At 68.6% G+C, this 25,279-nt stretch carries 24 protein-coding genes and 1 pseudogene; 17 read left to right on the forward strand and 8 right to left on the reverse strand.

The features are described 5' to 3' along the window. Nucleotides 1-8: 8 nt before the first annotated feature. From B9Y70_RS11560 to B9Y70_RS11570, 3 genes are all read left to right on the forward strand, one after another. Nucleotides 9-770: a MerR family transcriptional regulator gene (locus tag B9Y70_RS11560; RefSeq protein WP_085550425.1), complete on the forward strand. Its 762-nt coding sequence runs from the start codon at nt 9-11 to the stop codon at nt 768-770. Nucleotides 771-837: 67 nt separating this feature from the next. Continuing rightward, a complete protein-coding gene (locus tag B9Y70_RS11565; protein WP_085550474.1) occupies nt 838-1,548 on the forward strand; it encodes a response regulator transcription factor in 711 nt (236 codons plus the stop codon). A gap of 74 nt (nt 1,549-1,622) precedes the next feature. Next, complete coding sequence (locus tag B9Y70_RS11570) at nt 1,623-3,005, forward strand: sensor histidine kinase (protein ID WP_240309256.1); 1,383 nt, start codon at nt 1,623-1,625, stop codon at nt 3,003-3,005. An 85-nt stretch (nt 3,006-3,090) separates the two neighbouring features. Here B9Y70_RS11570 and trpB read toward each other — a convergent pair whose 3' ends face one another. Genes trpB through B9Y70_RS11590 form a run of 4 tightly spaced genes read right to left on the reverse strand, consistent with a single transcriptional unit; the run spans nt 3,091 to nt 5,790 of the window. Further along, entirely contained in the window at nt 3,091-4,437 is a 1,347-nt protein-coding gene (gene trpB / locus B9Y70_RS11575) for a tryptophan synthase subunit beta (protein ID WP_085550426.1), read from the reverse strand. 37 nt (nt 4,438-4,474) lie between these two features. Beyond that, entirely contained in the window at nt 4,475-4,750 is a 276-nt protein-coding gene (locus B9Y70_RS11580; protein WP_085550427.1) for a 2Fe-2S iron-sulfur cluster-binding protein, read from the reverse strand. Continuing rightward, nucleotides 4,747-5,364, reverse strand: coding sequence for an alpha/beta fold hydrolase (locus tag B9Y70_RS11585; protein WP_085550428.1), 618 nt, complete (start codon nt 5,362-5,364; stop codon nt 4,747-4,749). Before B9Y70_RS11585 ends, B9Y70_RS11580 begins: the two co-directional genes overlap by 4 nt. Beyond that, the gene (locus tag B9Y70_RS11590) at nt 5,365-5,790 is read right to left on the reverse strand and encodes an HIT family protein (RefSeq protein ID WP_085550429.1); all 426 of its coding nucleotides are present in this window, start codon (nt 5,788-5,790) and stop codon (nt 5,365-5,367) included. 114 nt (nt 5,791-5,904) lie between these two features. Here B9Y70_RS11590 and purD point away from each other — a divergent pair, with 114 nt between their 5' ends. The 7 genes from purD (at nt 5,905) to B9Y70_RS11625 (ending at nt 14,806) form a co-directional block, all read left to right on the forward strand. After that, nucleotides 5,905-7,182 (forward strand): phosphoribosylamine--glycine ligase, encoded by a 1,278-nt coding sequence (gene purD, locus B9Y70_RS11595; protein ID WP_085550476.1) that lies wholly within the window; start codon nt 5,905-5,907, stop codon nt 7,180-7,182. Between the two features lie 44 nt (nt 7,183-7,226). Further along, complete coding sequence (locus B9Y70_RS11600) at nt 7,227-8,342, forward strand: pyridoxal phosphate-dependent aminotransferase (RefSeq protein WP_085550430.1); 1,116 nt, start codon at nt 7,227-7,229, stop codon at nt 8,340-8,342. Between the two features lie 243 nt (nt 8,343-8,585). After that, a complete protein-coding gene (locus tag B9Y70_RS11605; protein WP_143337633.1) occupies nt 8,586-9,560 on the forward strand; it encodes a hypothetical protein in 975 nt (324 codons plus the stop codon). Between the two features lie 26 nt (nt 9,561-9,586). After that, nucleotides 9,587-11,026, forward strand: coding sequence for an adenylosuccinate lyase (gene purB / locus B9Y70_RS11610; protein ID WP_205410449.1), 1,440 nt, complete (start codon nt 9,587-9,589; stop codon nt 11,024-11,026). Nucleotides 11,027-11,040: 14 nt separating this feature from the next. Beyond that, nucleotides 11,041-11,934, forward strand: a complete 894-nt coding sequence (locus B9Y70_RS11615; protein ID WP_085550432.1) for a phosphoribosylaminoimidazolesuccinocarboxamide synthase — start codon at nt 11,041-11,043, stop codon at nt 11,932-11,934. Between the two features lie 26 nt (nt 11,935-11,960). Further along, on the forward strand, nt 11,961-14,117 hold the full coding sequence (locus B9Y70_RS11620; protein WP_085550433.1) for a S9 family peptidase: 2,157 nt from the start codon (nt 11,961-11,963) through the stop codon (nt 14,115-14,117). Nucleotides 14,118-14,125: 8 nt separating this feature from the next. Beyond that, nucleotides 14,126-14,806: a DUF2334 domain-containing protein gene (locus B9Y70_RS11625; RefSeq protein ID WP_085550434.1), complete on the forward strand. Its 681-nt coding sequence runs from the start codon at nt 14,126-14,128 to the stop codon at nt 14,804-14,806. 42 nt (nt 14,807-14,848) lie between these two features. On the opposite strand, the gene B9Y70_RS11630 is transcribed toward B9Y70_RS11625, so the two are convergent. Beyond that, nucleotides 14,849-15,472 (reverse strand): hypothetical protein, encoded by a 624-nt coding sequence (locus B9Y70_RS11630; protein ID WP_085550435.1) that lies wholly within the window; start codon nt 15,470-15,472, stop codon nt 14,849-14,851. Between the two features lie 72 nt (nt 15,473-15,544). Continuing rightward, a pseudogene (locus B9Y70_RS11635) lies at nt 15,545-16,705 on the reverse strand (ExeM/NucH family extracellular endonuclease); the annotation flags it as partial. Nucleotides 16,706-17,040: 335 nt separating this feature from the next. Here B9Y70_RS11635 and purS point away from each other — a divergent pair. The 4 genes from purS (at nt 17,041) to trhA (ending at nt 21,039) form a co-directional block, all read left to right on the forward strand. Further along, complete coding sequence (gene purS / locus B9Y70_RS11640; protein WP_085550436.1) at nt 17,041-17,286, forward strand: phosphoribosylformylglycinamidine synthase subunit PurS; 246 nt, start codon at nt 17,041-17,043, stop codon at nt 17,284-17,286. Then, complete coding sequence (gene purQ, locus B9Y70_RS11645; RefSeq protein ID WP_085550437.1) at nt 17,283-17,954, forward strand: phosphoribosylformylglycinamidine synthase subunit PurQ; 672 nt, start codon at nt 17,283-17,285, stop codon at nt 17,952-17,954. Before purS ends, purQ begins: the two co-directional genes overlap by 4 nt. A gap of 14 nt (nt 17,955-17,968) precedes the next feature. Beyond that, nucleotides 17,969-20,245, forward strand: coding sequence for a phosphoribosylformylglycinamidine synthase subunit PurL (gene purL / locus B9Y70_RS11650; RefSeq protein WP_085550438.1), 2,277 nt, complete (start codon nt 17,969-17,971; stop codon nt 20,243-20,245). Nucleotides 20,246-20,355: 110 nt separating this feature from the next. Beyond that, complete coding sequence (gene trhA, locus B9Y70_RS11655; RefSeq protein WP_085550439.1) at nt 20,356-21,039, forward strand: PAQR family membrane homeostasis protein TrhA; 684 nt, start codon at nt 20,356-20,358, stop codon at nt 21,037-21,039. Here the strand turns inward: trhA and B9Y70_RS11660 are convergent, their stop codons facing one another. Next, a complete protein-coding gene (locus B9Y70_RS11660) occupies nt 21,040-21,492 on the reverse strand; it encodes an Lrp/AsnC family transcriptional regulator (RefSeq protein ID WP_085550440.1) in 453 nt (150 codons plus the stop codon). A gap of 96 nt (nt 21,493-21,588) precedes the next feature. Here B9Y70_RS11660 and B9Y70_RS11665 point away from each other — a divergent pair, with 96 nt between their 5' ends. Continuing rightward, the gene (locus tag B9Y70_RS11665; RefSeq protein ID WP_085550441.1) at nt 21,589-22,272 is read left to right on the forward strand and encodes a LysE family translocator; all 684 of its coding nucleotides are present in this window, start codon (nt 21,589-21,591) and stop codon (nt 22,270-22,272) included. A 28-nt stretch (nt 22,273-22,300) separates the two neighbouring features. Here the strand turns inward: B9Y70_RS11665 and B9Y70_RS11670 are convergent, their stop codons facing one another. After that, entirely contained in the window at nt 22,301-23,293 is a 993-nt protein-coding gene (locus B9Y70_RS11670; protein ID WP_085550442.1) for an acyl-CoA thioesterase, read from the reverse strand. Between the two features lie 63 nt (nt 23,294-23,356). Between B9Y70_RS11670 and B9Y70_RS11675 the strand changes: the two genes are divergently transcribed. Continuing rightward, entirely contained in the window at nt 23,357-23,707 is a 351-nt protein-coding gene (locus B9Y70_RS11675) for a sterol carrier family protein (RefSeq protein ID WP_085550443.1), read from the forward strand. A 26-nt stretch (nt 23,708-23,733) separates the two neighbouring features. Further along, nucleotides 23,734-25,257 (forward strand): amidophosphoribosyltransferase, encoded by a 1,524-nt coding sequence (gene purF, locus B9Y70_RS11680; RefSeq protein ID WP_085550478.1) that lies wholly within the window; start codon nt 23,734-23,736, stop codon nt 25,255-25,257. Nucleotides 25,258-25,279 lie beyond the last annotated feature (22 nt).

Genomic DNA, 25,279 nt, shown 5'->3' on the forward strand with positions numbered 1-25,279 from the left:
TGGGAACCGTGACCGAGTACACCATCGGCGAGGCCGCCGACATCCTCCGCGTGACCACCCGCACCCTGCGGCACTGGGACCACATCGGGCTGCTCAGCCCGGGGTGGCGCACGTACGCGGACCACCGTCTCTACACGGACGAGGACATGGACACCGCTCTGCAGATCCTCGTCTACCGGGAGGCGGGGGTGCCGCTGAAGGAGATCGCGGAGATCCTCGCGGAGCCGGCGACGGCGCGTCAGGCCCTCACCCGGCAGCGCGATGTGCTCACCGAGCGGATCGGTCACCTGCACCGGATGGTCCGGGCAGTCGATGACCTGCTGAAGGAGCCACAACCCATGTCCATCGAGGACCGTATGAAGCTGTTCGGCGATCAGTGGAAGCCGGAGTACCAGGACGAGGCCGAGGAGCGGTGGGGTGACACCCCGGAGTGGGAGCAGTCCCGGGCCGCCCAGGCGAGGATGACGGACGCCGACTGGGTGGACGTCAAGAAGCAGCAGGACGAGTTCGTGTCCCTGTTGGCGGACGCCGCGGCGCGCGGTGTGGAACCGGGCTCTGCGGAGGCGGAGGTGATCGTCGATAAGCATCGGGCGAGCATCGGCCAGTTCTACGACGTCTCCGCGGCGAAGCAGGTGCTGCTGGCACGGATGTACGTCGAGGACGAGCGTTTCAACGCCACCTACCAGGGGCATGCCGCCTATCTGCTCACGCTCGTCGAGGCGCAGGCCGCGGCGGAGGGTGTGGACCTGGGGAACGTCGCCTGGGAGTGACGGTCTCCAAGTAAGTTCCCAGAGATCGTTCAGCGGCGGGGTCGGGTCATGGGGGACAATGGACCGCATGACAGACCCCTCCCAGACCCCGGTCAAGGTGCTCGTCGTCGATGACGAGCCCAATATCGTCGAGCTGCTCAACGTCAGCCTGAAGTTCCAGGGCTTTGACGTGCGTACCGCGGCCTCCGGAACTGAGGCGCTGCGGATCGCGCGCGAGTTCAACCCGGACGCGTACATCCTCGATGTGATGATGCCGGGCATGGACGGCTTCGAGCTGCTCACCAAGCTGCGCAGCGAGGGCCTCGACGGACCGGTGCTCTACCTCACGGCGAAGGACGCGGTGGAGAACCGCATCCACGGCCTGACGATCGGCGCCGACGACTACGTGACCAAGCCCTTCTCCCTCGAGGAGGTGATCACCCGGCTGCGCGTCATCCTGCGCCGCGGGCACATCAAGGAGCAGGACACCTCGGATGCGGCGATCACGTACGCGGATCTCACGCTCAACGACGAGACGCACGAGGTGACCAAGGACGGCCGGATCGTCGAACTCTCGCCGACGGAGTTCAACCTGCTGCGCTACCTCATGCTCAACGCGGAGGTGGTGCTGAGCAAGTCGAAGATCCTCGACAACGTGTGGCACTACGACTTCGGCGGGGACGGCAATGTCGTCGAGTCGTACATCTCGTACCTGCGCCGCAAGATCGACACCGGCGATGTCCCGCTCATCCACACGGTCCGTGGCGTCGGTTACGTCCTCCGCACCCCGCGCCAGTGACGTTGCCTCCCTACCCCTCCTACCCGGCCTCGCCGGAGCCGCCGCCGGAGCCGCGCGACGCCCTCTACCCGCCCGTGGAGACCCAGGTCCCCGAGCGGGCGTGGCCGCTGCGCACGTGGTTGGTGGTCATCATCGTGCTGTTGTCCGGGCTGGGCCTGGCGGCGAGTTCGGTGGCGGTGTCGTCGATCATGCGGGAGGTGATGTACTCGCGTGTCGACGAGGACCTGGTCAACTCCCTCGGCGGCTGGGCGCGGAGTTCGGAGATCTTCAACTCCGACTCCTCCTCGCGCCCGCCGTCGGATTACGTGGTGATCAAGCTCTTCGAGGACGGGTCGTCGATCGTGTTCAACGGTCCGGGCGAACTGCCCCGCTTATCGACGGTCGCGGTCGGCGGCCCACCCCAGACCGTCGACTCCGCGCCGGGTTCGGAGTTCAACACCCACTGGCGCGTCATCGCCCACCGCGAGGCCGGCGTGACCACCGTCGTCGCGAAGGATCTGGCCCGCGAGCGCACCCTGCTCTACGGCCTGGCGATGGTCCAGCTCATCATCTCCCTGCTGGTCCTGGCGGTCCTGGCCCTGCTCAGCTACTACGTGGTGCGGCAGGCGATGGCCCCGCTGCGTGACGTCGAGCGCACCGCCGGCGCCATCGCCGCGGGTGACCTCGACCGCCGTGTCCCGGCCTGGCCGCGCACCACCGAGGTCGGTCAGCTGGCGCACGCGCTCAACACGATGATCGGCCAGCTGCAGACCTCCGTCGAGTCCGCGCAGAGCAAGGAGGAGCAGATGCGCCGCTTCGTCGGCGACGCCTCCCACGAGCTGCGCACCCCGCTCACCTCCGTCCGCGGTTACACCGAGCTCTACCGTTCCGGGGCCACCGACGACGTCGAGCTGGTGCTCACGCGTATCGACGACGAGTCCCGCCGCATGTCCCTCCTCGTCGAGGACCTCCTCGCCCTCACCCGGGCGGAGGGCTCGCGCCTGGAGCTCAAGATCGTCGACCTGCTGGAGCTGTCGCTGTCGGTGGCGTCCTCGGCGCGGGCCGCGTTCCCCGGCCGCGAGGTGAGCGTGAAGAACGAGACCTCCTCCGTCCCCGTGGTCCGGGGCGACGCCTCCCGCCTCCACCAGGTGCTGCTCAACCTCATCTCCAACGGCCTCACCCACGGCGGGCCCGAAGCGACCGTCACCGTGGAACTGCATCTCGACGGCCCCGACGTCGTCGTCGACGTCTCCGACGACGGCCGCGGCATGCCGCCCGAGGTCGCCGAGAAGGTCTTCGAGCGGTTCTACCGCGAGGACGCCTCCCGCTCCCGCGCGTCGGGCGGCTCGGGGCTGGGGCTGGCGATCACGAAGTCGCTCGTCGAGAAGCACGGCGGCACGATCACCGTCACTTCCGAGGAGGGCGCCGGCTCCGTGTTCACCGTCCGGCTGCCGCGCCAGGACGAGCAGGAGAGCTAGTCCGCGGGGTGGTGTCTGGCCATGACGACGACGTCCTCGGTCTCGTACCCGAGGGTTTCGTAGAAGCCGATGACCTCGGCCGACTCTAGTCGGCCTCCGCCTCCAGGGCGGCGATGGCACCCGCGACGTCGAGCTTCTCGACGCCGTGGGTGTCCGGGTCCAGGTCCGCCGCGTCCCCGAGCAGGCGGCGCACGTAGTTGACGTCCTTGTCGCCGCGGCCGGAGAGGTTGACGAGGTAGACGCGGTCGGTGCGGCCCGCGGCCTCGTCCTGCTCGGCCAGCTTGAGGGCGTGGGCCAGGGCGTGGGAGGACTCGAGGGCCGGGATGATGCCCTCGTAGCGGGTGAGCATGCGGAAGGCCTGCAGCGCCTCGGCGTCGGTGGCGCCGACGTAGGTGGCACGGCCGGTCTCCATGAGCCAGGCGTGCTCCGGGCCGACACCCGGGTAGTCCAGGCCGGCGGAGATGGAGTGGGAGTTGAGCACGTCCTCGTCGCCCTCGCCGAGCATGACGTACGAGCGGGAACCGTGGAGGATACCCACGCGGCCGCGCTCCAGCGGGGCACCGTGCCTGCCGGAATCCAGGCCCTCGCCCGCAGGCTCGACGCCGATGAGCTGCACGTCGGTGTCGTCGTAGTACTCGGCGAAGGCCCCGATGGCGTTGGACCCGCCGCCGACGGCGGCGATGACGGCGTCGGGAAGCCGGCCGACCTCCTCCATCATCTGCTCGCGGGACTCCTTGGAGATGATCCGGTGGTACTCCTTGACCAGGGACGGGAAGGGGTGCGGGCCGGCGGCGGTGCCGAGCAGGTAGTGGGTGGTCTCGTAGGACTCGACCCAGTCGAGCAGGGCGACGTCGACGGCGTTCTGCAGTCCGTTGCCGCCGTCCTCGTCGACGGGAATGACCTCGGCGCCCATGAGGCGCATGCGGTAGACGTTGGCCTGCTGGCGGGCGATGTCACGGGCCCCCATGTAGATGGTGCAGGACATGCCGAAACGCGCGGCGGCCATGGCGGTGGCGGTGCCGTGCTGGCCCGCGCCGGTCTCGGCGATGAGGCGGGTCTTGCCCAGCTTCTTCGCCAGCAGCGCCTGCGCCATCACCTGGTTGCCCTTGTGGGCACCACCGTGGACCAGATCCTCCCGCTTGAGGAAGATCCGGGCGTGCCCCTTGCCCTTGCCCTCCCGGGGGAGGTTGACGCACTCGGTCACCGGGGTGGGGCGGCCCAGGTAGGAGCGGTAGAGCTTGTCCAGGTCCGCGATGAACTCCGGATCCTCCAGCGCCTCGGCGTAGGCGCGCTCCAGCTCGTCGAGGACGGGGTAGAGCATCGGCGGCACGAACTGGCCACCGAACTTGCCGAAGTAGGCGGGCAGGATCGTCTCGCGGGCTTCGCCCTCGGGGATCTCGGGATTGTCATGCAGGCGCGGGGTGAGGTTCATGAATGTAACTGTAGGCGGACGGGGTGGCGGGCACCCCCTATTCGTAGGAAACCCGGTACGGGCCCTCCCCGTCGCGGATGGTCTGGCAGGCGAGGGTCTGTTCCTCCTGCTCCACCTCGTAGGAGGAGAGCACCTGGTTCTGCCGCATGTGCGACGGCCCGCCCGTCAGGGTGCACTGGCACGTGCCGCAGTCGCCGTCGGTGCAGGAGTACCAGGCGGGGATCGCCTCGGCGAGCATCGACTCCAGGAGGGTCCTGTCCTCCGGCCAGTCGAAGGCGTACTCGGTGCCGTCGATGTCGGCGATGTGCTTCATGGTGTCCACTCCAGGGCGTCGAGGATGGCGTCGGCCTGCGCGGGCAGATGCTCGTGGCGCACGCCGGTGAGATGGCGGACCTCCCCCAGGTCGGAGGAGGCCGCGGGGACGATGGTGTCCGCGTCGGAGACGAGCGAGACGACGCGGGTGCGGGCGGGAAGCTCCGCGGCGAAGGGCTCGGCGGTCATGAGATCCCCGGCCCCGCGGCCCATGACCAGCGGGATCGCGGCCCGGACGGCGCGCCGCGGCGGCAGGGGTAATCCCCGGAAGCAGGCCCCCACCCCGACGAGGGTCCGGACGGGGAACTCGTGCGCCAGGCGCAGGCCGAGATACCCGCCCAGGGAATGGCCGACGATGTCGAAGGGGGTGGGGAGGTCGGAGGCGGCGTCGACAAGCTCCGTGAACGAGCGCTCCACGGCGACCGTGCCGCGGTCGCCGTACAACGGGGCGACCACCGGCGCGCCGAGCTCCAGGAGTGCGGTGACGGTGCGCTCGAAATTGCCCGGCGAGCCCATGAGACCGTGGAGGAGCAGCACCGGGGTGCCGGGGCGCTGCGACAGGGGCGGCAGCGGCGGCAGGGTCCCGCGGTGCGGCACCCAGCGCAGCAGGGACATCTACCGCGGGTGGCCGTTCTCGTCGGTGTCCAGCAGGGCGCGGATCCGCTCGGCGGCGTCGTCCATGAGCTCGGGATCGGTCGCGTCCATCGCCATGGCCCGCGAGAAGTCGTACTCCGACATCCTGTCCGTGGGGAAGACGTGGATGTGGGTGTGCGGGACGTCGAACCCGGCGATGATGTAACCGGCGCGGGCGGCGTCGAAGGCCTCACGGACGGCGCGGCCCACATTCTGCGCAACCTCGTTGAGCTGGCCCCACACGGTGGGGGAGAGGTCCGTCCAGCGGTCAACCTCCTCGACGGGGACGACGAGCACGTGGCCGTAACGCAGCGGCTCGATGGTGAGGAAGGCGACGACCAGATCGTCGCGGTAGACGAAGCGGCCCGGGAGCTCGCCGTTGATGATCTTGGTGAACACGCTACTCATGCCGCCCAGGCTACCGGCTGGCGTGCGGGCCGGCCGCGGCGGAGACCCCTCGCAGAGCGCGGACCTCCCACCGGGATCCCCGACCTGCGGGTGTGTCTCCTAGAATTGGTGGACATGCGCATTCTCGTGATCGGTTCGGGCGGCCGCGAACACGCCCTCCTCCAGGGCCTGGCCGCCGACCCCGCCACCACTGACCTCCACGTCACCCCGGGCAACGCCGGGATGGCGGGCCTCGCCACCGTCCACGCCGACGCCGGCAAGGTCGACGATCCGGCCGCCATGGTCGCCCTCGCCCGCGACATCGACGCCGAGCTCGTCGTCATCGGCCCGGAGATTCCGCTGGTCGCGGGCGTGGCCGACGCGCTGCGCGAGGCCGGCTTCCGCGTCTTCGGGCCCTCCGGTGCCGCCGCACAGATCGAGGGCTCCAAGCAGTTCGCCAAGGACGTCATGGCCGACGCCGGTGTGAAGACCGCCCGCGCCGAGCAGCTCACCCCGGGCACCTCCGACGCGGACATCGACGCCGCCCTCGACCGTTTCGGCCCGACCTGGGTGGTCAAGGACGACGGCCTGGCCGGCGGCAAGGGCGTCGTGGTCACCCCCGATCGGGAGGCCGCCCGCGAGCACGTCCGCGCCGTCCACGAGCTGGGTAACCCGGTGCTGCTGGAGTCCTTCCTCAACGGCCCCGAGGTCTCCCTGTTCTGCCTCGTCGACGGCGAGACCGTCGTCCCGCTCATCCCCGCCCAGGACCACAAGCGCGCCTACGACAATGACGAGGGCCCCAACACCGGCGGCATGGGTGCCTACACCCCGCTGCCGTGGCTCCCGGCCGACGGTGTCCAGCGCATCGTCGACGAGGTGTGCGTGCCGGTGGCCAAGGAGATGGTACGCCGCGGCACCCCGTACTCCGGCCTGCTCTACGCCGGCCTGGCCTGGGGCGCGGACGGCCCGTGGGTCGTCGAGTTCAACGCCCGTTTCGGTGACCCGGAGACCCAGCCGATCCTCGCCCTGCTGAAGACCCCGCTGGCCGGGCTTCTCGACGCCGTCGCCTCGGGCACCCTCGCCTCCCATCCGGAGCTGGAGTGGGAGGACGCCTACGCCCTCACCGTTGTGCTCGCCGCCGAGAACTACCCGGCGTCCCCGGTCACCGGCGGCGTCATCTCCGGCGACGTCGTCGCCGACCCGTCCAAGGTCCTCCACGCCGGTACCGCGCGTAACGACGCCGGCGAGCTCGTCTCCGCCGGTGGCCGCGTGCTCAACATCGTCGGCGTCGGCGCGACCCTCGAGGAGGCGCGCGACGACGCGTACGCCACCATCGAGCAGATCACCCTCGACGGTTCCTTCTACCGCCGGGACATCGCCCTGCCGGCCGTGGAGGGACGGATCTCCCTGTGAGCCCCCTGATCAGCCGGCGCGGACAGGTCCAGCCTTTCCGCGTCATGCAGATGCTCGACCTCGTGCACCGGCGCGCCCGCGACGGCAAACACACCATCATGCTGTGCGCCGGGCAGCCCACCACGGGAGCCCCGGAGCCGGTCCTCGGCGCCGTGGAGGAGTCGCTGCACGCCTCCGCCCTCGGCTACACCGAGGTCATCGGTGACCGCGACCTGCGCGAGACCATCGCCGCGTGGCACTCCGAGACCTACGGCGTATCGACGTCCGCCGACAACGTCATCATCACCACCGGCTCCTCCGGAGGCTTCGTCGCCTCTTTCCTGGCGGTGCTCGACCACGGGGACAACGTCGCCCTGTCGTGCCCCGGCTACCCGGCGTACCGCAACATCCTCGAGTCCCTCGGGGCCCGCGTGGTCAACCTCGTGTGCGACGAGTCGACCCGCTTCCAGCCGACGGCCGCGATGCTCGAGGCCCTGCCGGCGGAGGACCGGCCGCGGGCGGTCATCGTCACCTCCCCGGGTAACCCTTCCGGCACGATCATCGACCCGGAGGAGCTCGAGCGGATCGCGCGCTGGTGCGAGGAGAACGACGCCGTGCTCATCTCCGACGAGGACTACCACGGCATGAGCTTCGGCCGGCCCCTGGCGACCGCCCGCCAGTTCTCCGACCGCGCCATCGTCGTGGGCACCCTGTCGAAGTACTTCTCCATGACCGGGTGGCGCGTCGGCTGGCTCATCGTGCCCGACGAGCTGGTCACCCCGATCGAGAACCTGCAGGCCTCTCTCGCGCTGTGCGCCCCGGCGGTGTCGCAGGTCGGTGGTCGCGCCGCCTTCTCGACGGAGGCGCGGGCCGAACTCGACGCCCATGTCGAGCGCTACCGTGCCGCGCGTGCCGTGCTGCTCGAGGAGCTGCCCAAGGCCGGGTTCCCCACCATGGCGGACCCCGATGGTGGGTTGTACCTGTGGTTGAACGTCGCCCACGTCACCGACGACTCCGAGGCCTGGTGCCACGAGCTCGTCGAGGAGATCGGCGTGGCCTTCGCGCCGGGCGTCGACTTCGACCCCATCGACGGCCACCACTGGGTGCGCCTCACGCTGTGCGCCCCGGAGGAGGAGACCCGCGAGGCATGCCGCCGCCTGGCGGAGTACGTGCGGCGCTGACAGGGGGCCGGGACCGCCCGTTCCGGCTGAGGCATATCACGGCATCTATAGCCCTCCATGGATAGATCGAGAGCTGGGCCCGCCCAGGCGCTCTCGCTCTCGGCCTATAGCTGCCGTGATATACCTCACCTGATATGCCTTTCGGCGCGCCCCTGTGGATACCTTTCACCCGCCTGACCGCGAGCTATCCACAGGTAGCCGTTACCCCTGTTGCGCGGGCCCGGGCGCGCTCATACTGGCGGCATGAGTGAGAAACTCCGTGAGTTCATCAAGCCGATGCGTGACTGGAAGACAGCCGCCCACCTCATCTATCTCCCCGCGGTACGGCTCGGCGACAGCACCATCCGAAAGGCGATCGATGCCGGGGGCTACCTCAGGCTCTGCCCCGAGGTCGTTGTGCCGACGCACATATGGAACGGGTTGAAACCGTGGGAGAAGGATGAGGTCCGCATCCAGGCCGTGGGCATGAGCGTGGATAAGGCGGTGTTGGTGGGTAGATCCGCGGCACGGGTCCATGGCCTTCCGGTGCCGCACGGGGATGCGTACGTCGAACTCAATCTTCCCGGGCGGAACAGGCGGCCCCCGAAGAAGCAGTGGCCGACGGGGGTGCGGTACTGGTCGGCGCACCTGGGGGAGGAGAACGTGGTGGAGCGCAATGGGCTGCGCGTGACGGATATTCCGCGGACGTTGGTGGACATTGCCAGGCGGCACGGGGTGGAGGAGGCGATTGTCACTTGTGATGCTGCCCTCTCGTTGAAGGGCGCCACGAAGCAGATGCTGGCCAAGCGTTTTGATGATGTCGGCCCGGTACCGGGGATCGCGCTGGCGAGGGAGGCGCTGGAGTTGGCGGATCCGCGGTCGGAGAGCCCGCTGGAGTCGTGGGGGCGGGCGCAGATTGTGACGGCGGATCTGCCGGAGTTGATCTCCTTGGATGTGCAGGTCCCGGTGTTGGGTGGGAAACATCGGATTGATCAGGTTCTCAACGGGTCGATAGCCAATGAACTGCACGGCGATGTGAAGTATGACGGTGCCACCACGGGGACTGATGCGGTGACGCAGATGAAGAAGGACCGGGAGCGGGAGCGAGTGCTGCAGAACGAGGGGTATCACATGCTGCACGCGGGGTATCGCCATCTGGTGAGGAAGCAGGGGGTTGAGTCCGAGTTCATCGGTATGGTGCGTGAGGCGCTGCGTGCTGAGCGGAGGAAGGCGGCGTGACCACCCCCGGCACCGCTCATGCGATAATCGGGGGCGTGGCTGATAAGAAGAAGATCGCGAACGTCCTGTCCAACCGCTACGCCTCCGCAGAGCTGACCGAGCTGTGGAGCCCGGAATACAAGATCATCCTGGAGCGTCAGCTCTGGATCGCCGTGATGAAGGCGCAGCAGGGTCTGGGCGTGGACATCCCGAACGAGGCGATCGACGCCTACGAGGCCGTCATCGACCGGGTGGACCTCGCGTCGATCGCCGATCGTGAGCGGGTCACCCGCCACGACGTCAAGGCCCGCATCGAGGAGTTCAACGCCCTCGCGGGTCACGAGCACATCCACAAGGGCATGACCAGCCGCGACCTGACGGAGAACGTCGAGCAGCTGCAGATCTTCCGCTCCCTGGAGTTCATCCGCGACAAGTCCGTCGCCGTGGTGGCCCGCATCGCGGACCGCGCCGCCCAGTACAAGTCCCTCGTCATGGCCGGCCGCTCCCACAACGTCGCGGCGCAGGCCACGACCCTGGGCAAGCGCTTCGCCACCGCCGCCGACGAGATGCTCGTGGCCATCGAGCGCACCGAGAACCTCCTCGGCCGCTACCCGCTGCGCGGCATCAAGGGCCCGATGGGCACCTCCCAGGACATGCTCGACCTCATGGGCGGCGACGAGAACAAGCTCACCGCCCTGGAGACCGCCATCGCCGACCACCTCGGTTTCGCGCGCATCTTCGACTCCGTGGGGCAGGTCTACCCGCGTTCCCTCGACTTCGACGCCGTCTCCGCCCTGGTGCAGCTGGGCGCGGGCCCGTCCTCCCTGTCGCACACCATCCGCCTCATGGCCGGCACCGAGACCGTCACCGAGGGTTTCAAGGAGGGCCAGGTCGGTTCCTCCGCGATGCCGCACAAGATGAACGCCCGCTCCTGCGAGCGCGTCGGCGGCCTGCAGGTCATCCTCCGTGGCTACCTCACCATGCTCGCCGACCTGTCGGGCCAGCAGTGGAACGAGGGTGACGTGTTCTGCTCGGTCATCCGGCGCGTAGCGCTGCCCGATGCGTTCTTCGCCATTGACGGCATGTTCGAGACCTTCCTCACCGTCCTCGACGAGTTCGGTGCCTTCCCGGCGATGATCAACCGCGAGCTGGAGCGCTACCTGCCGTTCCTGGCGACCACCCGCATCCTCATGGCGGCGGTCCGCGCGGGCGTTGGCCGGGAGACCGCGCACGAGGTCATCAAGGAGAACGCCGTCGCCGTGGCGCTGAACATGCGGGAGAACGGCGGCGAGCAGGATCTCATCGAGCGTCTCGCCGCGGACGATCGTCTGCCGATGTCGCAGGCGGATCTCGACGCCGCCCTGGCTGACAAGCACGCCTTCATCGGCGCCGCGGAGTCCCAGGTGGATCACGTCCTGCGCCGCGTCCAGGTGCTTGTCGACGCCCACCCGGAGGCCGCCCAGTACAAGCCCGGCGAGATTCTGTAATAGACTCCCCAGTCATGCGTCCTGAGCTGTCCGACTACAACCACATCTCCGCCGGCAAGGTCCGCGAGATCTACGAGGTTGATGACAACACCCTGCTGATGGTGGTCTCCGACCGCATCTCGGCCTACGACCACATCCTGGATCCCGAGATCCCGGACAAGGGTCGCGTGCTCACCGCGATGAGCGTGTTCTTCTTCAACGCGATCGATTTCCCGAACCACCTGGCCGGGCCGATCGACGATCCGCGGATCCCGGAGGAGGTGCTGGGTCGGGCGCTCATCGTCAAGAAGCTGAAGATGCTGCCGTTCGAGTGCGTCGCCCGCGGTTACCTCACGGGTTCGGGCCTCAAGGAGTACCAGGCCGACGGCGCCGTCTGCGGCATCGAGCTGCCGGAGGGCCTCGTGGAGGCCTCGAAGCTGCCGGAGCCGATCTTCACCCCGGCCACCAAGGCGGAGCTCGGTGACCACGATGAGAACGTGAGCTTTGACGCGGTCGTCGAGAAGCTCGGTGAGAAGCGCGCGGAGGAACTCCGCGACGCGACCCTGCGCATCTACTCCGAGGCCGCCGCGCTGGCGGAGTCCAAGGGCATCATCCTGGCGGACACGAAGTTCGAGTTCGGCCTCGACGAGGACGGCACCCTCGTGCTGGCCGACGAGGTGCTCACGCCGGACTCCTCCCGCTACTGGCCGGCCGACAGCTACGAGGAGGGGAAGGTGCAGCCGAGCTTCGACAAGCAGTACGTGCGCAACTGGCTGACCTCCCCGAAGTCCGGTTGGAACCAGTCCGACGACACCCCGCCGCCGGCGCTGCCGGGCTCCGTCGTGGAGGCCACCCGCGAGCGCTACATCGAGGCCTACGAGCGCCTCTCGGGGGAGAAGTTCTGCACCTGGGTCGGAGAGTGCGTGTAGAACGCGGCTGACTAGGATCGGTGGGCATGACTCTCATGCCGCCGACCGCCCCGCGCCACCCCGTCACCCGTGAGTTCCACGGCAGGACGTTCACCGACGACTACGAGTGGATGCGCGACAAGGAGTCCCCGGAGACCCTCGCCCACCTCGAGGCGGAGAACGCGTACACGAAGCAGCAGACCGCCGACCTCGAGGATCTCACCGAGGAGGTCTACTCCGAGATCAGGTCGCGCATCAAGGAGACGGACATGTCCGTCCCGCAGCGCGCCGGCGACTGGTGGTACTACGGTCGCACCATCGAGGGCAAGGATTACGGCCTGAGCTGCCGCATCCCGGTCTCCGAGGGGCAGGATCCCTGGGTGGCCCCGGTCATCCCGGAGGAGGGCCGCCCGGAGGGGGAGCAGATCCTCCTCGACCTCAACGAGCTGGCGGAGGGGCACGAGTTCTTCTCCCTCGGTGCCTCCTCGGTGACCACGTCAGGCCGGTTCCTGGCGTACTCCGTCGACACCACCGGCGACGAGCGTTTCACCCTGCGCATCAAGGACCTGCAGACCGGTGAGCTGCTCCCCGATGTCCTCGAGGGCATCTACTACGGCGCGACGTGGGCGGGGGAGGAGCACCTGTTCTACCAGCGTGTCGACGCCGCCTGGCGCCCGGATTCCGTGTGGCGGCACCGCATCGGCACCGACCCGGCCGAGGATGTGTGCGTCTACCGCGAGGACGACGAGCAGTTCTTCACCGGCGTGGGCACCACCCGCTGCGAGAAGTGGCTGGTCATCGAGGCCGCCTCGAAGATCACCTCCGAGACCCGCGTCCTGGAGCTGGACGACCCGGAGGGCGAGTTCCGCGTGCTGTGGCCGCGTCAGAAGGGCATCGAGTATGCCGTCGACCACGCGGTGATCGGCGGTCAGAGCCGCTGGATCGTCACCCACAACGCCTCGGGCGCGAACTTCGAGGTCGGCGAGTGCGGCATCGACGAGCTCCCGCACCTGCGGGACCTCAACGTGCTCATCCCGCACCGCGACGACTGGCGCATCGAGGGCGTCGACACGTTCCGCGACTTCATCGTGGCCGCTTATCGACGCGGCGCCATCGGCCGCCTGTCCATCATGGTTCTGCCGGAGACCGGCTACGGCCATTTCTCCGAGATGGAGTTCGACGAGGAGCTCTACACCGCCGGTTCCCTGGGTAACCCGGAGTGGGACGCCCCCGTCATCCGCATCTCCTACGGGTCCTTCACCACCCCGGCCCGGCTGTACGACTACCGGGTCGCGACGGGCGAGTTCACCCTGCTCAAGGAGCAGGAGGTGCGCGGCGGCTACAACCCGGAGGACTACACCGCCTACCGCCTGTGGGTGCCCGCGGAGGATGGGGCGGAGATCCCCGTCTCCATCGTCCACCGCGCCGACCTCGACCGCTCGCAGCCGTGCCCGACGCTGCTCTACGCCTACGGCTCCTACGAGTCGAGCATCGACCCCGGGTTCTCCGTCTCCCGCCTGTCCCTCATGGACCGCGGCATGATCTTCGCCGTCGCTCATGTCCGCGGCGGTGGTGAGATGGGCCGCGGCTGGTACGACAACGGCAAGCAGCTGAGCAAGAAGAACACGTTCACCGACTACATCGCGGTGGCCGACGCGCTCATCGCCAAGGGGCTCACCGCGCCCGACCGTCTCGTCGCCGAGGGCGGCTCGGCTGGCGGCATGCTCATGGGTGCCATCGCCAACATGGCCCCCGACCGTTTCGCCGGCATCCAGGCTGTGGTGCCCTTCGTCGACCCGCTGACCTCGATGCTCAAGCCGGAACTGCCGCTCACCGTCACCGAGTGGGACGAGTGGGGCAACCCGTACTCCGACGCCGAGGTCTACGACTACATGGCCTCCTACGCCCCCTACGAGAACGTCGAGGCGAAGGACTACCCGGACATCATCGCCATCACGTCGCTGCATGACACCCGCGTGCTCTACGTCGAGCCCGCCAAGTGGATCGCGAAGCTGCGGGCCACCGCCACCGGCGGCGAGTTCCTGCTCAAGACCGAGATGAGTGCCGGTCACGGCGGTGTCTCCGGCCGCTACGCCCGCTGGCGTCAGACCGCGTTCGAGTACGCGTGGACCCTGCGGACGTCGGGGGCGGTGTCCGTGGCTGACGGTGACTCGGCAGGACAGGGCCAGCCGGACGTGCGATAATCGCCCCTATGCGCGGCCGGCTCCTGGTATCCATCTCCAGTATCTTCTCTGACACCAGGGGAGCAGTGGCGGGCATGGTCAAGTCGCTCGACGCCGAGGGGATTCCGGTGTCGCTGCTGGTGGCGCCGCACATCGACGGCAACTGGCACCTGGCCAAGGACGCCAAGACGCGCGACTGGCTGCTCGCGCAGCAGGAGGACGGTCGCCCTCTCATCCTCAACGGCTTCGATCAGGCGGTGCAGGGGCGCCGCTCGGAGTTCGCCACCCTCGAGGCCCATGAAGCCCGCCTACGGGTGGCCGGCGCGACCCGGCAGATGCGGAAGATCGGCTTCGAGACCGACATGTTCGCCCCGCCCCGGTGGCGGATGTCGCCCGGCACCCTCGAGGTGCTCCCGGAGTTCGGTTTCGCCCTGGCGGCCAGTACCCGCGGCCTGCACAATCTTGTCGACGGCACCTTCGTCCAGTGCCGCAACCTCTCCGTCGGTGAGGGTTTCGGTGCGGCGAAGTGGTGGCGTCGTAACGTCATCCGCGCCGCTGAACGTGGCGCGGCACGGGGCAACACCATCCGCCTGTCGGTGTCGGGCCGTAACCTGCAGGACAAGAAGGTGGCGAATGACTTCCTCAAGGCGGCTGTCGCCGCCGTGGGTGCCGGGGCGGACCCCGGCGACTACCGCGACTTCGCGGATTAGGCCGTTCCGGCGGCGCTAGCGGGAGACCCCGGAGGACAGCCGCTAGGACAGCTCGCCCGTGTCGTCCTGGTCCTCCGCCTCCCCGGTGGAGTGCTGCGGGGTCGGCTCCTGGGAGGTGAAGTCGGCGGCGTTGTCGTCGGTGTCCACGCCGTCGGTCCGCGCCAGGGACTCGTCGAGGGCGGCGGCCCGGGCGGCCTCGCCCTCGAAGCGCTCGGTCACGCCGAAGCCGACGAGATCGAGGGTGGACTCGCCGAAGGTGAGCAGAATCGAGGCGTTGTGGGCCGGGACACGCACATCGGCATCCTCGGCGTCGAACTCCTCCAGCTCCACCGCGCCCTCAGCGGGGCGTGCTGCGGAGTTCTTAAGCTTCAGCAGGTGGTGATCACCGGCGGCGAGCTCACCCTCGAGTTCCACGGTGCCGTAGTTCGTGTCGTCGACACCACCCAGGACGATGACTCTCATGCCGTCGAGAATGATCGGGTCGTCGCTCGGGTTGTACAGCTCGATGAAGTCGTTGAGATACGGGCCGGACAGCCCGGCACCGTTGGAGTAGACCTCGTTGATGACGATCTGGTTGCCGTCCGGGGTCGCGGTCGCGACCGGCACGAACGCGAGGCCGGCGGCACCGACGGCGGTGGCGACAGCGGCGGAGGTGCGGAAAGACATGTGGGACTCCTTCAGGTCGATACGTGCGTACCAACCTAGGAGTCCCACCTTGGGTTTAGCTGGCATTCGCCCCTAGCGGGAGCTCAGCGCACCCAGGGAGCTGCTGCGGAGGCTGCCGCCCTGGCCCGGGTCCACCGGATCAGGGGTGGTGCGGCCACCGAAGGAGAAACCGACCTTGACCGGGTCGTGGTCCGAGGAGCGGAAGTAGTTGTCCTCGTGGAAGTCGACCACGTTGTAGTTGCGGCGGGAGTACTCGTAGACGATCGGCTCATCGGCGTTGATGTTCCAGATCCGGGCATCCTGCACCAGAGCCATGGCGGCGTCGTTGCCGAGGGCGTGGTCGAGGGAACCGAGCTTGCCGTCGAACTGATAGGTGGTGTGGGCGGCGTCGTACTCGGCGGCGATGTTGGTGTAGCCGGCGGTCTCGAGGACGGTCACCGCGGTCTCGCGGGAGTAGGCGTTGATGTCACCGAGGATGAAGGTCGGCAGCTCGGTCCAGTCCTTCTGGTCGCCGAGGTGCTCGATGAGGGCCTGGGACTGGTTGGCGCGGACGGTGGCGTTGTTGCCCTGGCCGTCGCCGGTGTCCTGGTCTCCCTGAGCGACGGAACCCTTGGACTTGAAGTGGTTGACCACCGCGACGAAGGTCTCCTCGCCGCCGACGGCGCGGAACTCCTGGGCCAGCGGCTGGCGGGCGGTGCCGGTGAAGCGGGCGTCGTCGAAGATGCGGGACTCACCGACGGTCTCGACGGTGGCCGGGTTGTAGATGAAGCCGACGCGGATGACGTCCTCGTCGGTGCCGACGGTCGCCGGGGAGGCGGCGTAGGCCCAGCGCCCGGTGCCGGCGGCGGCGTTGAGGGCGTCGACGAGCTTGGACAGGGCCTCGTCGCGACGTTCGATGTCGCCGGTCAGGGCGTAGGTGTTCTCGATCTCCTCGAGGCCCAGGACGTCGACGTCGAGCTCGTTGATGGCGGCGACGATCTTGTTCTGCTGGTCCTGGAACGCAGACACGGAGTAAGCGCCGCGGACGTCGCAGTAGTTGGTGGCGACGGGGTTGCCGTACATGTCGTTGTAGGCGCGGCAGCCCTCCTCATCCTTGCCGAGGGAGGTGAAGTAGTTGAGCACGTTGAAGGAGGCGATGGAGTACTCGCCCTCGACGGACGCCATGGCGCCGATCTCGGCGGCGCGGGTGTCCTCCCAGGTGATGGGCAGCTCAGCAGCGGCCAGCCCGGCGGTGCGACGGAACATGTGGGGCAGACCTTCGGGGGAATGAAAACGACGGAAAGTGGTTGCACGTGATGTGCAGGTGCACAAGCGTGCCCGCGAACACTTGACCGTCGATCTCACCTGTGTGCAGGATGAGAAGTCGCGGATTTCAGCTGTCTGATGTCCGATCCTTGAGGTTTGACCTGACGTTGCCGGAGAATTCATCCCCGGGTCATCTGACGGTGACACGAGGTTCACTGACGGTGTGGTTGTGACGTCAACGGAAAAGCGTTCGCGGAGTATTAGGAAACGCGTGGACGCGCTATGCTGAGACCGACCAATTCCGGCGAAGATAAGGGAAAACTGTGGCCCGTGTTGTTGTGAATGTCATGCCGAAGGCGGAGATCCTCGACCCCCAGGGACAGGCTGTCCACCGCGCGCTGGGACGCATCGGCGTCACCGGCGTGAGCGATGTACGTCAGGGCAAGCGTTTCGAGCTCGAGGTGGACGACTCCGTCACCACCGCTGACCTCGAGAAGCTCGCCGAAACTCTGCTCGCCAACACCGTGATCGAGGACTTCGAGGTCGTCGGTGTGGAGGTCGCTCAGTGACCGCGAAGATCGGAGTCATCACCTTCCCCGGCACGCTCGACGACGTCGACGCCGCCCGCGCCGTGCGCATCGCCGGCGCCGAGGTCGTCAACCTCTGGCACGCCGACGCCAACCTCAAGGGCGTCGACGCCGTCGTCGTCCCCGGCGGCTTCTCCTACGGCGACTACCTGCGCTCCGGCGCCATCTCCGCCATCGCCCCGGTCATGACCTCCGTCGTCGAGGCCGCCGGCAAGGGCATGCCCGTCCTGGGCATCTGCAACGGCTTCCAGGTCCTCACCGAGGCCCGCCTGCTGCCGGGTGCCCTGACCCGCAACCAGGGTCTGCACTTCCACTGCACCGACACCTACCTCGAGGTGGTCAACGCCGACACCGCGTGGACCTCGAACTACGAGGCCGGCCAGAAGATCCTCATCCCCGCCAAGCACGGTGAGGGCCGCTTCCAGGCCACCCCGGACACCATCGAGATGCTCGAGGGGGAGGGCCGCGTCGTCTTCCGCTACACCGACAACTACAACGGCTCCCTCAACGCCATCGCCGGCATCACCAACGAGACCGGCCGCGTCGTCGGCCTCATGCCGCACCCGGAGCACGCCGTCGAGGTGCTCACCGGTCCGTCCGTCGACGGCCTGGGAATGTTCCTGTCCGCCATCGGCACGATCGCAGCCTAGGAGGGCTTGATTACATGACCGTCAAGAACGACACCGTCGAGGCCGCACAGGCCCACCCCGACACCGAGCAGCCCTACGCCGAGCTGGGTCTCAAGGACGACGAGTACGCCAAGATCAAGAGCATCCTCGGCCGTCGCCCCACCGACGCGGAGCTCACCGTCTACTCCGTGATGTGGTCGGAGCACTGTTCCTACAAGTCCTCCAAGGTCCACCTGCGCTACTTCGGTGAGACCACCACCGAGGAGATGGCCTCCAAGATCCTCGCCGGCATCGGCGAGAACGCCGGCGTGGTCGACATCGGCGGCGGCGACGCCGTCACCTTCCGCGTCGAGTCCCACAACCACCCGTCCTTCGTCGAGCCGTACCAGGGTGCGGCCACCGGCGTCGGCGGCATCGTCCGCGACATCATGGCCATGGGCGCCCGCCCGATCGCCGTGATGGACCAGCTGCGCTTCGGCCCGGCCGACGCCCCGGACACCGGTCGCGTCCTGCCGGGTGTCGTCCACGGCATCGGCGGCTACGGCAACTCCCTCGGTCTGCCGAACATCGGCGGCGAGACCGTCTTCGACGAGGCCTACGCCGGTAACCCGCTGGTCAACGCCCTGTGCGTGGGCACCCTCAAGGTGGAGGACCTCAAGCTGGCCTTCGCCTCGGGTACCGGCAACAAGGTGATGCTCTTCGGTTCCCGCACGGGTCTCGACGGCATCGGCGGCGTCTCCGTCCTCGGCTCCGAGTCCTTCGAGGAGGGTGCGGAGCGCAAGCTCCCGGCCGTGCAGGTCGGTGACCCCTTCGCCGAGAAGGTCCTCATCGAGTGCTGCCTCGAGCTGTACCAGGCCGGCGTCGTCGTCGGTATCCAGGACCTGGGTGGCGGCGGCCTCGCCTGCGCCACCTCCGAGCTGGCGGCCGCCGGTGACGGTGGCATGCGCGTCAACCTCGACACCGTGCCGCTGCGCGCCGAGAACATGACCGCCGCCGAGATCCTCGCCTCCGAGTCCCAGGAGCGCATGTGCGCTGTGGTGACCCCGGAGAACGTCGAGAAGTTCGAGGCCATCTGCGCCAAGTGGGACGTCATCTGCGCCGAGATCGGCGAGGTCACCGACGAGAAGGACCGCTACGTCGTCGTCCACAACGGCGAGACCGTCATCGACGCCCCGCCGTCCACCATCGATGAGGGCCCGGTCTACGAGCGCCCCTTCGCCCGCCCCGAGTGGCAGGACGAGCTGCAGGAGTACACCCCGGTCGAGCGGCCGGCGGACCTGAAGCAGGCCCTGTTCGACATGGTGTCCTCCCCGGCGCTGTGCTCCCGTGACTTCATCACCGAGCAGTACGACCGCTACGTCCGCGGCAACACCGTCAAGGCGAAGTACTCCGACGCCGGTGTCCTGCGCATCAACGAGGAGAACAACCGCGGCGTCGCCATCTCCGCCGACGCCTCCGGCCGCTACACCAAGCTGGACCCGCGCACCGGCGCCCGCCTGGCCCTGGCCGAGGCCTACCGCAACGTCGCCGTCACCGGCGCCCGCCCGGTGGCCGTGACCAACTGCCTCAACTTCGGTTCCCCGGAGAATTCGGACGTCATGTGGCAGTTCCGCGAGGCCGTCCACGGCCTGGCCGACGGTGCCAAGGAGCTGGGTATCCCGGTCTCCGGCGGCAACGTCTCCTTCTACAACCAGACCGGTGACACCCCGATCCTGCCGACCCCGGTCGTCGGTGTACTCGGCGTCATCGAGGACGTCCACGACGCCATCGGCCACGACCTCGGTTCTGTCTCCGAGCCGGAGGTGCTCGTCCTCCTGGGCGAGACCCGTGACGAGTTCGGCGGTTCCATCTGGCAGCAGATCACCGGCGGCGGCCTCAGCGGCCTGCCCCCGCAGGTCGACCTCGCCGACGAGGAGCGCCTGGCCGACTTCTTCGTGGGCAACAACCTGGTCACCGCCGCGCACGACCTCTCCGAGGGTGGCCTGGCACAGGCTGTCGCCGAGATGGCGTTCCGTTACGACGGCGGCGTCTCCCTCGACCTCGCCGGTGTCCACGAGGACGAGTTCGTGGCGCTGTTCTCCGAGTCCGCGTCCCGCGTGCTGGTGGCCACCACCGCCGACCGCGTCGACGGGGTGCTCGAGCGCGCCGCGGAGTTCGGTGTCCCGGCCGTCCGCATCGGTGAGACCACCGAGGGGCGCGAGCTGACCTTCGGCGGCACCACCGTCAACATCGACGAGCTCAAGGACGCCTGGAAGGCCACCCTGCCGGACCTCTTCGGTCACGCCGTGGGTGCCAACTCGGTCGTCGAGTAGCCCGCTTGTAGACGCCCTGTCCCGGCCCTGGTCCGGGGCAGGGCGTTGCCGATTCCGGGGTCCGGGAGTAACGTGGCCTACGCAACCGTAACTTACGGTAGGGAAGGTCCATGGTGTCAGAGACGATCACCCTCACCCGGGAGGTGTTCAACCGGGGACCCCGGCCCGTGACGCGCGGCTGGTTCCACTTCTTCGCGGCGCTGGCCTCCGTCATCGGCGGTTCCGTCCTGTCCACCTACGCGTGGATGACCCTGGCCTGGGGCAATGCCCTCGGGGTCACGGTCTACGCCGTCGGCGTCGTCATCCTCTTCGGTGTCTCCGCCGCCTACCACCTCGGACACTGGCGCTCGGCGCGCACGGTCGCGTGGTGGCGGCGGGCCGATCACGCCACCATCGCCTTCTTCATCGCCGCCACGTACACGCCCCTGTGCCTGCTCACCCTTCCGGCGGCCCAGGCGCTGACGATGCTCGCCGTCGCCTGGGCCGGGGCGGCGCTGGGTATCGCGCTCAACCTCGTGTGGATCACTCACCCCCGCTGGCTGGACGTCGTCGTCTACCTGGTGCTCGGCTGGCTCATCGTCCCCCTCATCCCCTCCCTGTGGGCGACCGCGGGGCCGGCAGTGGTGTGGCTGCTGTTCGCCGGCGGGGTCATCTACTCCCTCGGCGCCCTGGTCTACGGCTTCCGCTGGCCCGGGCGGCGGGCGCGGATCTACGGCTATCACGAGCACTTCCACACCGCGACCATCATCGCCGCGGCCGTTCACCAGGTGGCCGTGTGGATGGTGGTGGTCTAGCTAGAGCGGGATCGGCCCGTCCCTGACGATCTCCCGCATCACCAGCGTCGACGTGATCCGCGCGACCCCCGGCAGCTCACTGAGGTGTTCATCGCGCAGCCGCTGGTAGTCGGCCAGATCGCGGGCGACCACCCGCACGAGGAAGTCCGGGTCGCCGAACAGCCGCTCCGCCGAGAGCACCTGTGGCAGCGCGGCGAGCCTGTCCTCGAGGGCGGCCACGGTCGCCCGGTCCTCCCGGTCGAGGGTGATGAATGCGATCACCTGCGTCCCGTAGCCCACCGCCGCCGGATCGAGCCGGGTGTGGAATCCCGTGATCACCTTGTCCCGTTCCAGGCCGCGCAGCCGCCGCAGACACGTGCTTGACGACGCCCCCGTCTGGTGCGCCAGCTCCGCGGCGGTGATCCGCGCATTCGACTGCACCAGTGACAGAATCTTGCGGTCAACCTCATCCATGTGGCCGATTCTGTCATAAACTCCGTGATTGAGTCTGCGGGTAAATGAAAAGGCCGGAAGTATCGCGCAGGCCGCCGGACAGGCACGATATCCGGCATGGACACCACGGACCTCATGAGCTTCTTCGCGGTCAGCCTCCTGCTGATCGTCACGCCGGGCCCCGACTGGGCGTTCGTCCTCGGCCATGCTTTCCGACGTCGCCCCCTGCTCTGGCCGCTCCTCGGCATCGGGCTCGGCTACCTGGGCCTGACCACCGTCGTCGCGGGTGGTCTCGGGGCGTTGGTGGCCCGCCACCCGGCCCTGCTCACCGTGGTCACCCTCGCCGGCATCGTGGTCCTGCTGCGGATCGGCTGGCAGATGCTCCGCGCGGCCCTCGACGGCCCCGTGTCCGTGGAGGTTGACACCGCCGACCCCGAGGCCGCGTCGGGCGGCGGGGGAGTGGCCACGCTCACCCGGGTGCGGGCGGAGACGGGCGTCGAGAAACGCACGAAGGTGCTGGCCACCGGCGCCGCGGTCAGCGGGCTCAACCCGAAGGGTCTCATGCTCTTCATCGCGCTGCTGCCGCAGTTCGTCGGCGACGGCGGCTGGCCGGTGTGGACGCAGATGTTCGTCCTCGGCCTGGTGTTCATCGCCTCGGCATTGGCCGTCTACGCGTTGCTGGGCGTTTTCGCCGGGAAGGTGCTGGCGGGCTCGGAGCGGGCCTCGCGCATCCTCACCGGGGTGGCCGGCGTCGCCATGATGTGCGTCGCCGCCGGGATGGCGGTGCAGCACTTCCTCTAGCGCTGCAGGAACTCCCCTGCAGAGGTGGCTAGTCGATGTGCAGCGGGGTGCTCTGCGGGACGAGCGGCATCGGGGCGTACTCGGAACGCAGCTCGCGCAGCTTCTGGGCGTGCTCGGCCAGTCGGACGTCCTCCGTGGTGCGGGGGGTGAACTGGCGGGCGGGCAGCGCGTTGCCGTCGGTGTCCATCGCCAGGTAGGTGACGGTGGCGTGGATGGCGGTCTGCAGGTTCTCGCGGCCGCCGCGCGGGTTGCCGGAGCGGACGTGGACGGACATCTGCATGGAGCGGGCGTCGGTACGCATCATGCGGGCGTCGACCTCGATGAGGTCACCGATGGCGATGGGGCGGTAGAAGCGGATGCCGCCGGCGTAGACGGCGACGGTGTGCTCGCCGGACCATTCCATGGTGCAGGCGGCGCCGGCCTCGTCGATCCACTCCATGGCGGTGCCGCCGTGGACCTTGCCGCCCCAGTTGATGTCGGTCGGCTTGGCCAGGAAGCGGTGGATGAGCCGCGGGGCCTCACTCGGGCCGTTGTAGGTCTGCTGCTCCATCTCGGTCTCGATGGCCTTGCGCAGGTCGATGCGGGACAGGGCGGCGTCGAGGACGCGGCGCTCCTCGTCGGTCTCGGGGACGAACTCCGGCACGGCCTGGGTCTTGCCCGTGGCGGTGTCCTTGGCGACGAAGATGACGAGGCAGTCGCAGGCGCGGGTGAACTTGCCCTCGCGCGGGTCTGCGGAGAAGACCTCGTTGACGATGTGCATGGAGGACCGGCCGGTCATCGCGATGCGGGACCGCACCTCCACCATGTGTCCGGAGGGGATGGGGCGGTTGAAGTGGATGTGGCCGACGTAGGCGGTGACACAGTAGGTGCCCGACCACTGGACGGCACAGGCGTAGGCGGCCTTGTCGATCCACTCCAGGACGCGTCCGCCGCTGACACCCTGGTTGCCTGCCATGAGTACGTCGGTGGGCGCGGCGAGGAAACGGAGGGTGACCCTCGGGGACTTGTGGTTGTTCGGCATGCGGACAGGCTTTCTCTGAACGAACTCTGGTGGTGTTCGGTGTTACCTTACTAGACTCGATCTATGCTGCCTTGCGAAGTTCTGGAGTGGGTGAAGGACCCGGTGGGCGTCGACAAGCCCCCGCGTGCCGCACTCGCCGACGCCGTCCGCACCACCGCCCGCACCCTGGCGAAGAAAGCGCCCGGGAAATCCGTCGAACTGCGCGTCCCGCCGTTCGTCGCCGTCCAGTGCATCGACGGCCCCGCGCACACGCGCGGCACCCCGCCCAACGTCTTCGAGACCGATCCGCTCACCTGGCTGCAGCTGGCCACCGGACAGATGCTTCTCGACGACGCCCTCGCCCGCGGCCTCGTCGACGCCTCCGGACCCCGGGTGGGGGAGGTGGCGGGGCTCCTGCCGGTCATTAGTGTGTGAGGACTTGAGAGACTACAGTGGTGGGCGTGGTAATTAAGGACCGTTCCCGGACCGATTCTGCCCCTCTCGCCCCGTTGGATGACCGCGGCGAGACCGAACCGCGCGAGGAGTGCGGAGTTTTCGGCGTCTGGGCCCCTGGCGAGGAAGTCGCCAAGCTGACCTACTTCGGCCTGTTCGCCCTGCAGCACCGCGGCCAGGAGGCCGCCGGCATCGCAGTCGGCGACGGCGAGCGCATCGTCGTGTTCAAGGACATGGGACTGGTGTCCCAGGTCTTCGACGAATCCATCCTGAGCTCCCTGCACGGCGACATCGCCCTCGGACACACCCGCTACTCCACCGCCGGTGGCAAGAAGTGGGAGAACGTCCAGCCGATGTTCCGCACCTCCCCCGACGGCACCGACGTCGCTCTCGGACACAACGGCAACCTGGTCAACCCCATCGAGCTGCGCCGGGAGGCCGTCGACCGCGGTCTCGGCGAGTTCGCGGGCGACACCGAGGAGGCGTGCTCCGACACCGCCGTCATCACCGCCCTGCTCGCCGACTCCGTCCGCGACGGCAAGACCGTCTTCGAGTCCGCGCAGGAGCTCCTGCCCAAGGTCAAGGGTGCCTTCTGCCTCACCTTCACCGACGGCAAGACCCTCTACGCCGCCCGTGACCCGCACGGCGTGCGCCCGCTCGTCCTCGGCCGCCTCGACCGCGGCTGGGTCATCGCCTCCGAGACGTGTGCCCTCGACATCGTCGGCGCCGCCTTCGTCCGCGAGATCGAGCCCGGTGAGCTCGTGGCCGTCGACGCCGCCGGTGTGCGCAGCGAGCGCTTCGCGGAGACCACCCACAAGGGCTGCATCTTCGAGTACGTCTACCTGGCGCGCCCCGACACGGTGATCCGCAAGCGCTCCGTCAACGCGACCCGCATCGAGATCGGCCGCCGTCTGGCGCGCGAGCACCCCGCCGAGGGTGACCTCGTCATCCCGGTGCCCGACTCCGGCACCCCGGCCGCCGTCGGCTACGCCCGCGAATCGGGCATCCCCTTCGGCCAGGGCCTGGTGAAGAACGCCTACGTCGGCCGCACCTTCATCCAGCCGTCCCAGACCCTGCGCCAGCTGGGCATCCGCCTCAAGCTCAACCCGCTGAAGCAGGTCATCGCCGGGAAGAAGCTCATCGTGGTGGACGACTCCATCGTCCGCGGCAACACCCAGCGCGCGCTCATCCGCATGCTGCGTGAGGCCGGCGCCGCCGAGGTGCACGTCCGGATCGCCTCCCCGCCGGTGAAGTGGCCGTGCTTCTACGGCATCGACTTCGCCAGCCCGGGTGAGCTCATCGCCAACGCGATCGCCGGCGACGCCGCCAACGGCACCGCCGCGCTCACCGAGTCGATCTGCACCGCCATCGGCGCCGACTCCCTCGGCTTCGTCACCATCGACGAGATGGTGGAGGCCACCGAGCAGTCCCGCGACGAACTGTGCGTGGCCTGCTTCGACGGCAAATACCCGCTCGGCCTGCCCACGGGCAACAAGAACGCCGAGCTCGTGGCCACGATGCAGGCCAACTAGTACCTCCTGACAGAAAGAGACG

It is taken from the genome of Corynebacterium pollutisoli, from assembly GCF_900177745.1.
GTDB lineage: Bacteria > Actinomycetota > Actinomycetes > Mycobacteriales > Mycobacteriaceae > Corynebacterium > Corynebacterium pollutisoli.

Coding starts and splice junctions, on each gene's coding strand:
- B9Y70_RS11565 (WP_085550474.1), top strand. CDS start 838: ATGACAGACCCCTCCCAGACCCCGGTCAAGGTGCTCGTCGTCGATGAC.
- trpB (WP_085550426.1), bottom strand. CDS start 4,437: ATGAACCTCACCCCGCGCCTGCATGACAATCCCGAGATCCCCGAGGGC.
- B9Y70_RS11580 (WP_085550427.1), bottom strand. CDS start 4,750: ATGAAGCACATCGCCGACATCGACGGCACCGAGTACGCCTTCGACTGG.
- B9Y70_RS11585 (WP_085550428.1), bottom strand. CDS start 5,364: ATGTCCCTGCTGCGCTGGGTGCCGCACCGCGGGACCCTGCCGCCGCTG.
- B9Y70_RS11590 (WP_085550429.1), bottom strand. CDS start 5,790: ATGAGTAGCGTGTTCACCAAGATCATCAACGGCGAGCTCCCGGGCCGC.
- purD (WP_085550476.1), top strand. CDS start 5,905: ATGCGCATTCTCGTGATCGGTTCGGGCGGCCGCGAACACGCCCTCCTC.
- B9Y70_RS11600 (WP_085550430.1), top strand. CDS start 7,227: ATGCAGATGCTCGACCTCGTGCACCGGCGCGCCCGCGACGGCAAACAC.
- B9Y70_RS11605 (WP_143337633.1), top strand. CDS start 8,586: ATGAGTGAGAAACTCCGTGAGTTCATCAAGCCGATGCGTGACTGGAAG.
- B9Y70_RS11615 (WP_085550432.1), top strand. CDS start 11,041: ATGCGTCCTGAGCTGTCCGACTACAACCACATCTCCGCCGGCAAGGTC.
- B9Y70_RS11620 (WP_085550433.1), top strand. CDS start 11,961: ATGACTCTCATGCCGCCGACCGCCCCGCGCCACCCCGTCACCCGTGAG.
- B9Y70_RS11625 (WP_085550434.1), top strand. CDS start 14,126: ATGCGCGGCCGGCTCCTGGTATCCATCTCCAGTATCTTCTCTGACACC.
- B9Y70_RS11630 (WP_085550435.1), bottom strand. CDS start 15,472: ATGTCTTTCCGCACCTCCGCCGCTGTCGCCACCGCCGTCGGTGCCGCC.
- purL (WP_085550438.1), top strand. CDS start 17,969: ATGACCGTCAAGAACGACACCGTCGAGGCCGCACAGGCCCACCCCGAC.
- trhA (WP_085550439.1), top strand. CDS start 20,356: ATGGTGTCAGAGACGATCACCCTCACCCGGGAGGTGTTCAACCGGGGA.
- B9Y70_RS11660 (WP_085550440.1), bottom strand. CDS start 21,492: ATGGATGAGGTTGACCGCAAGATTCTGTCACTGGTGCAGTCGAATGCG.
- B9Y70_RS11665 (WP_085550441.1), top strand. CDS start 21,589: ATGGACACCACGGACCTCATGAGCTTCTTCGCGGTCAGCCTCCTGCTG.
- B9Y70_RS11670 (WP_085550442.1), bottom strand. CDS start 23,293: ATGCCGAACAACCACAAGTCCCCGAGGGTCACCCTCCGTTTCCTCGCC.
- B9Y70_RS11675 (WP_085550443.1), top strand. CDS start 23,357: ATGCTGCCTTGCGAAGTTCTGGAGTGGGTGAAGGACCCGGTGGGCGTC.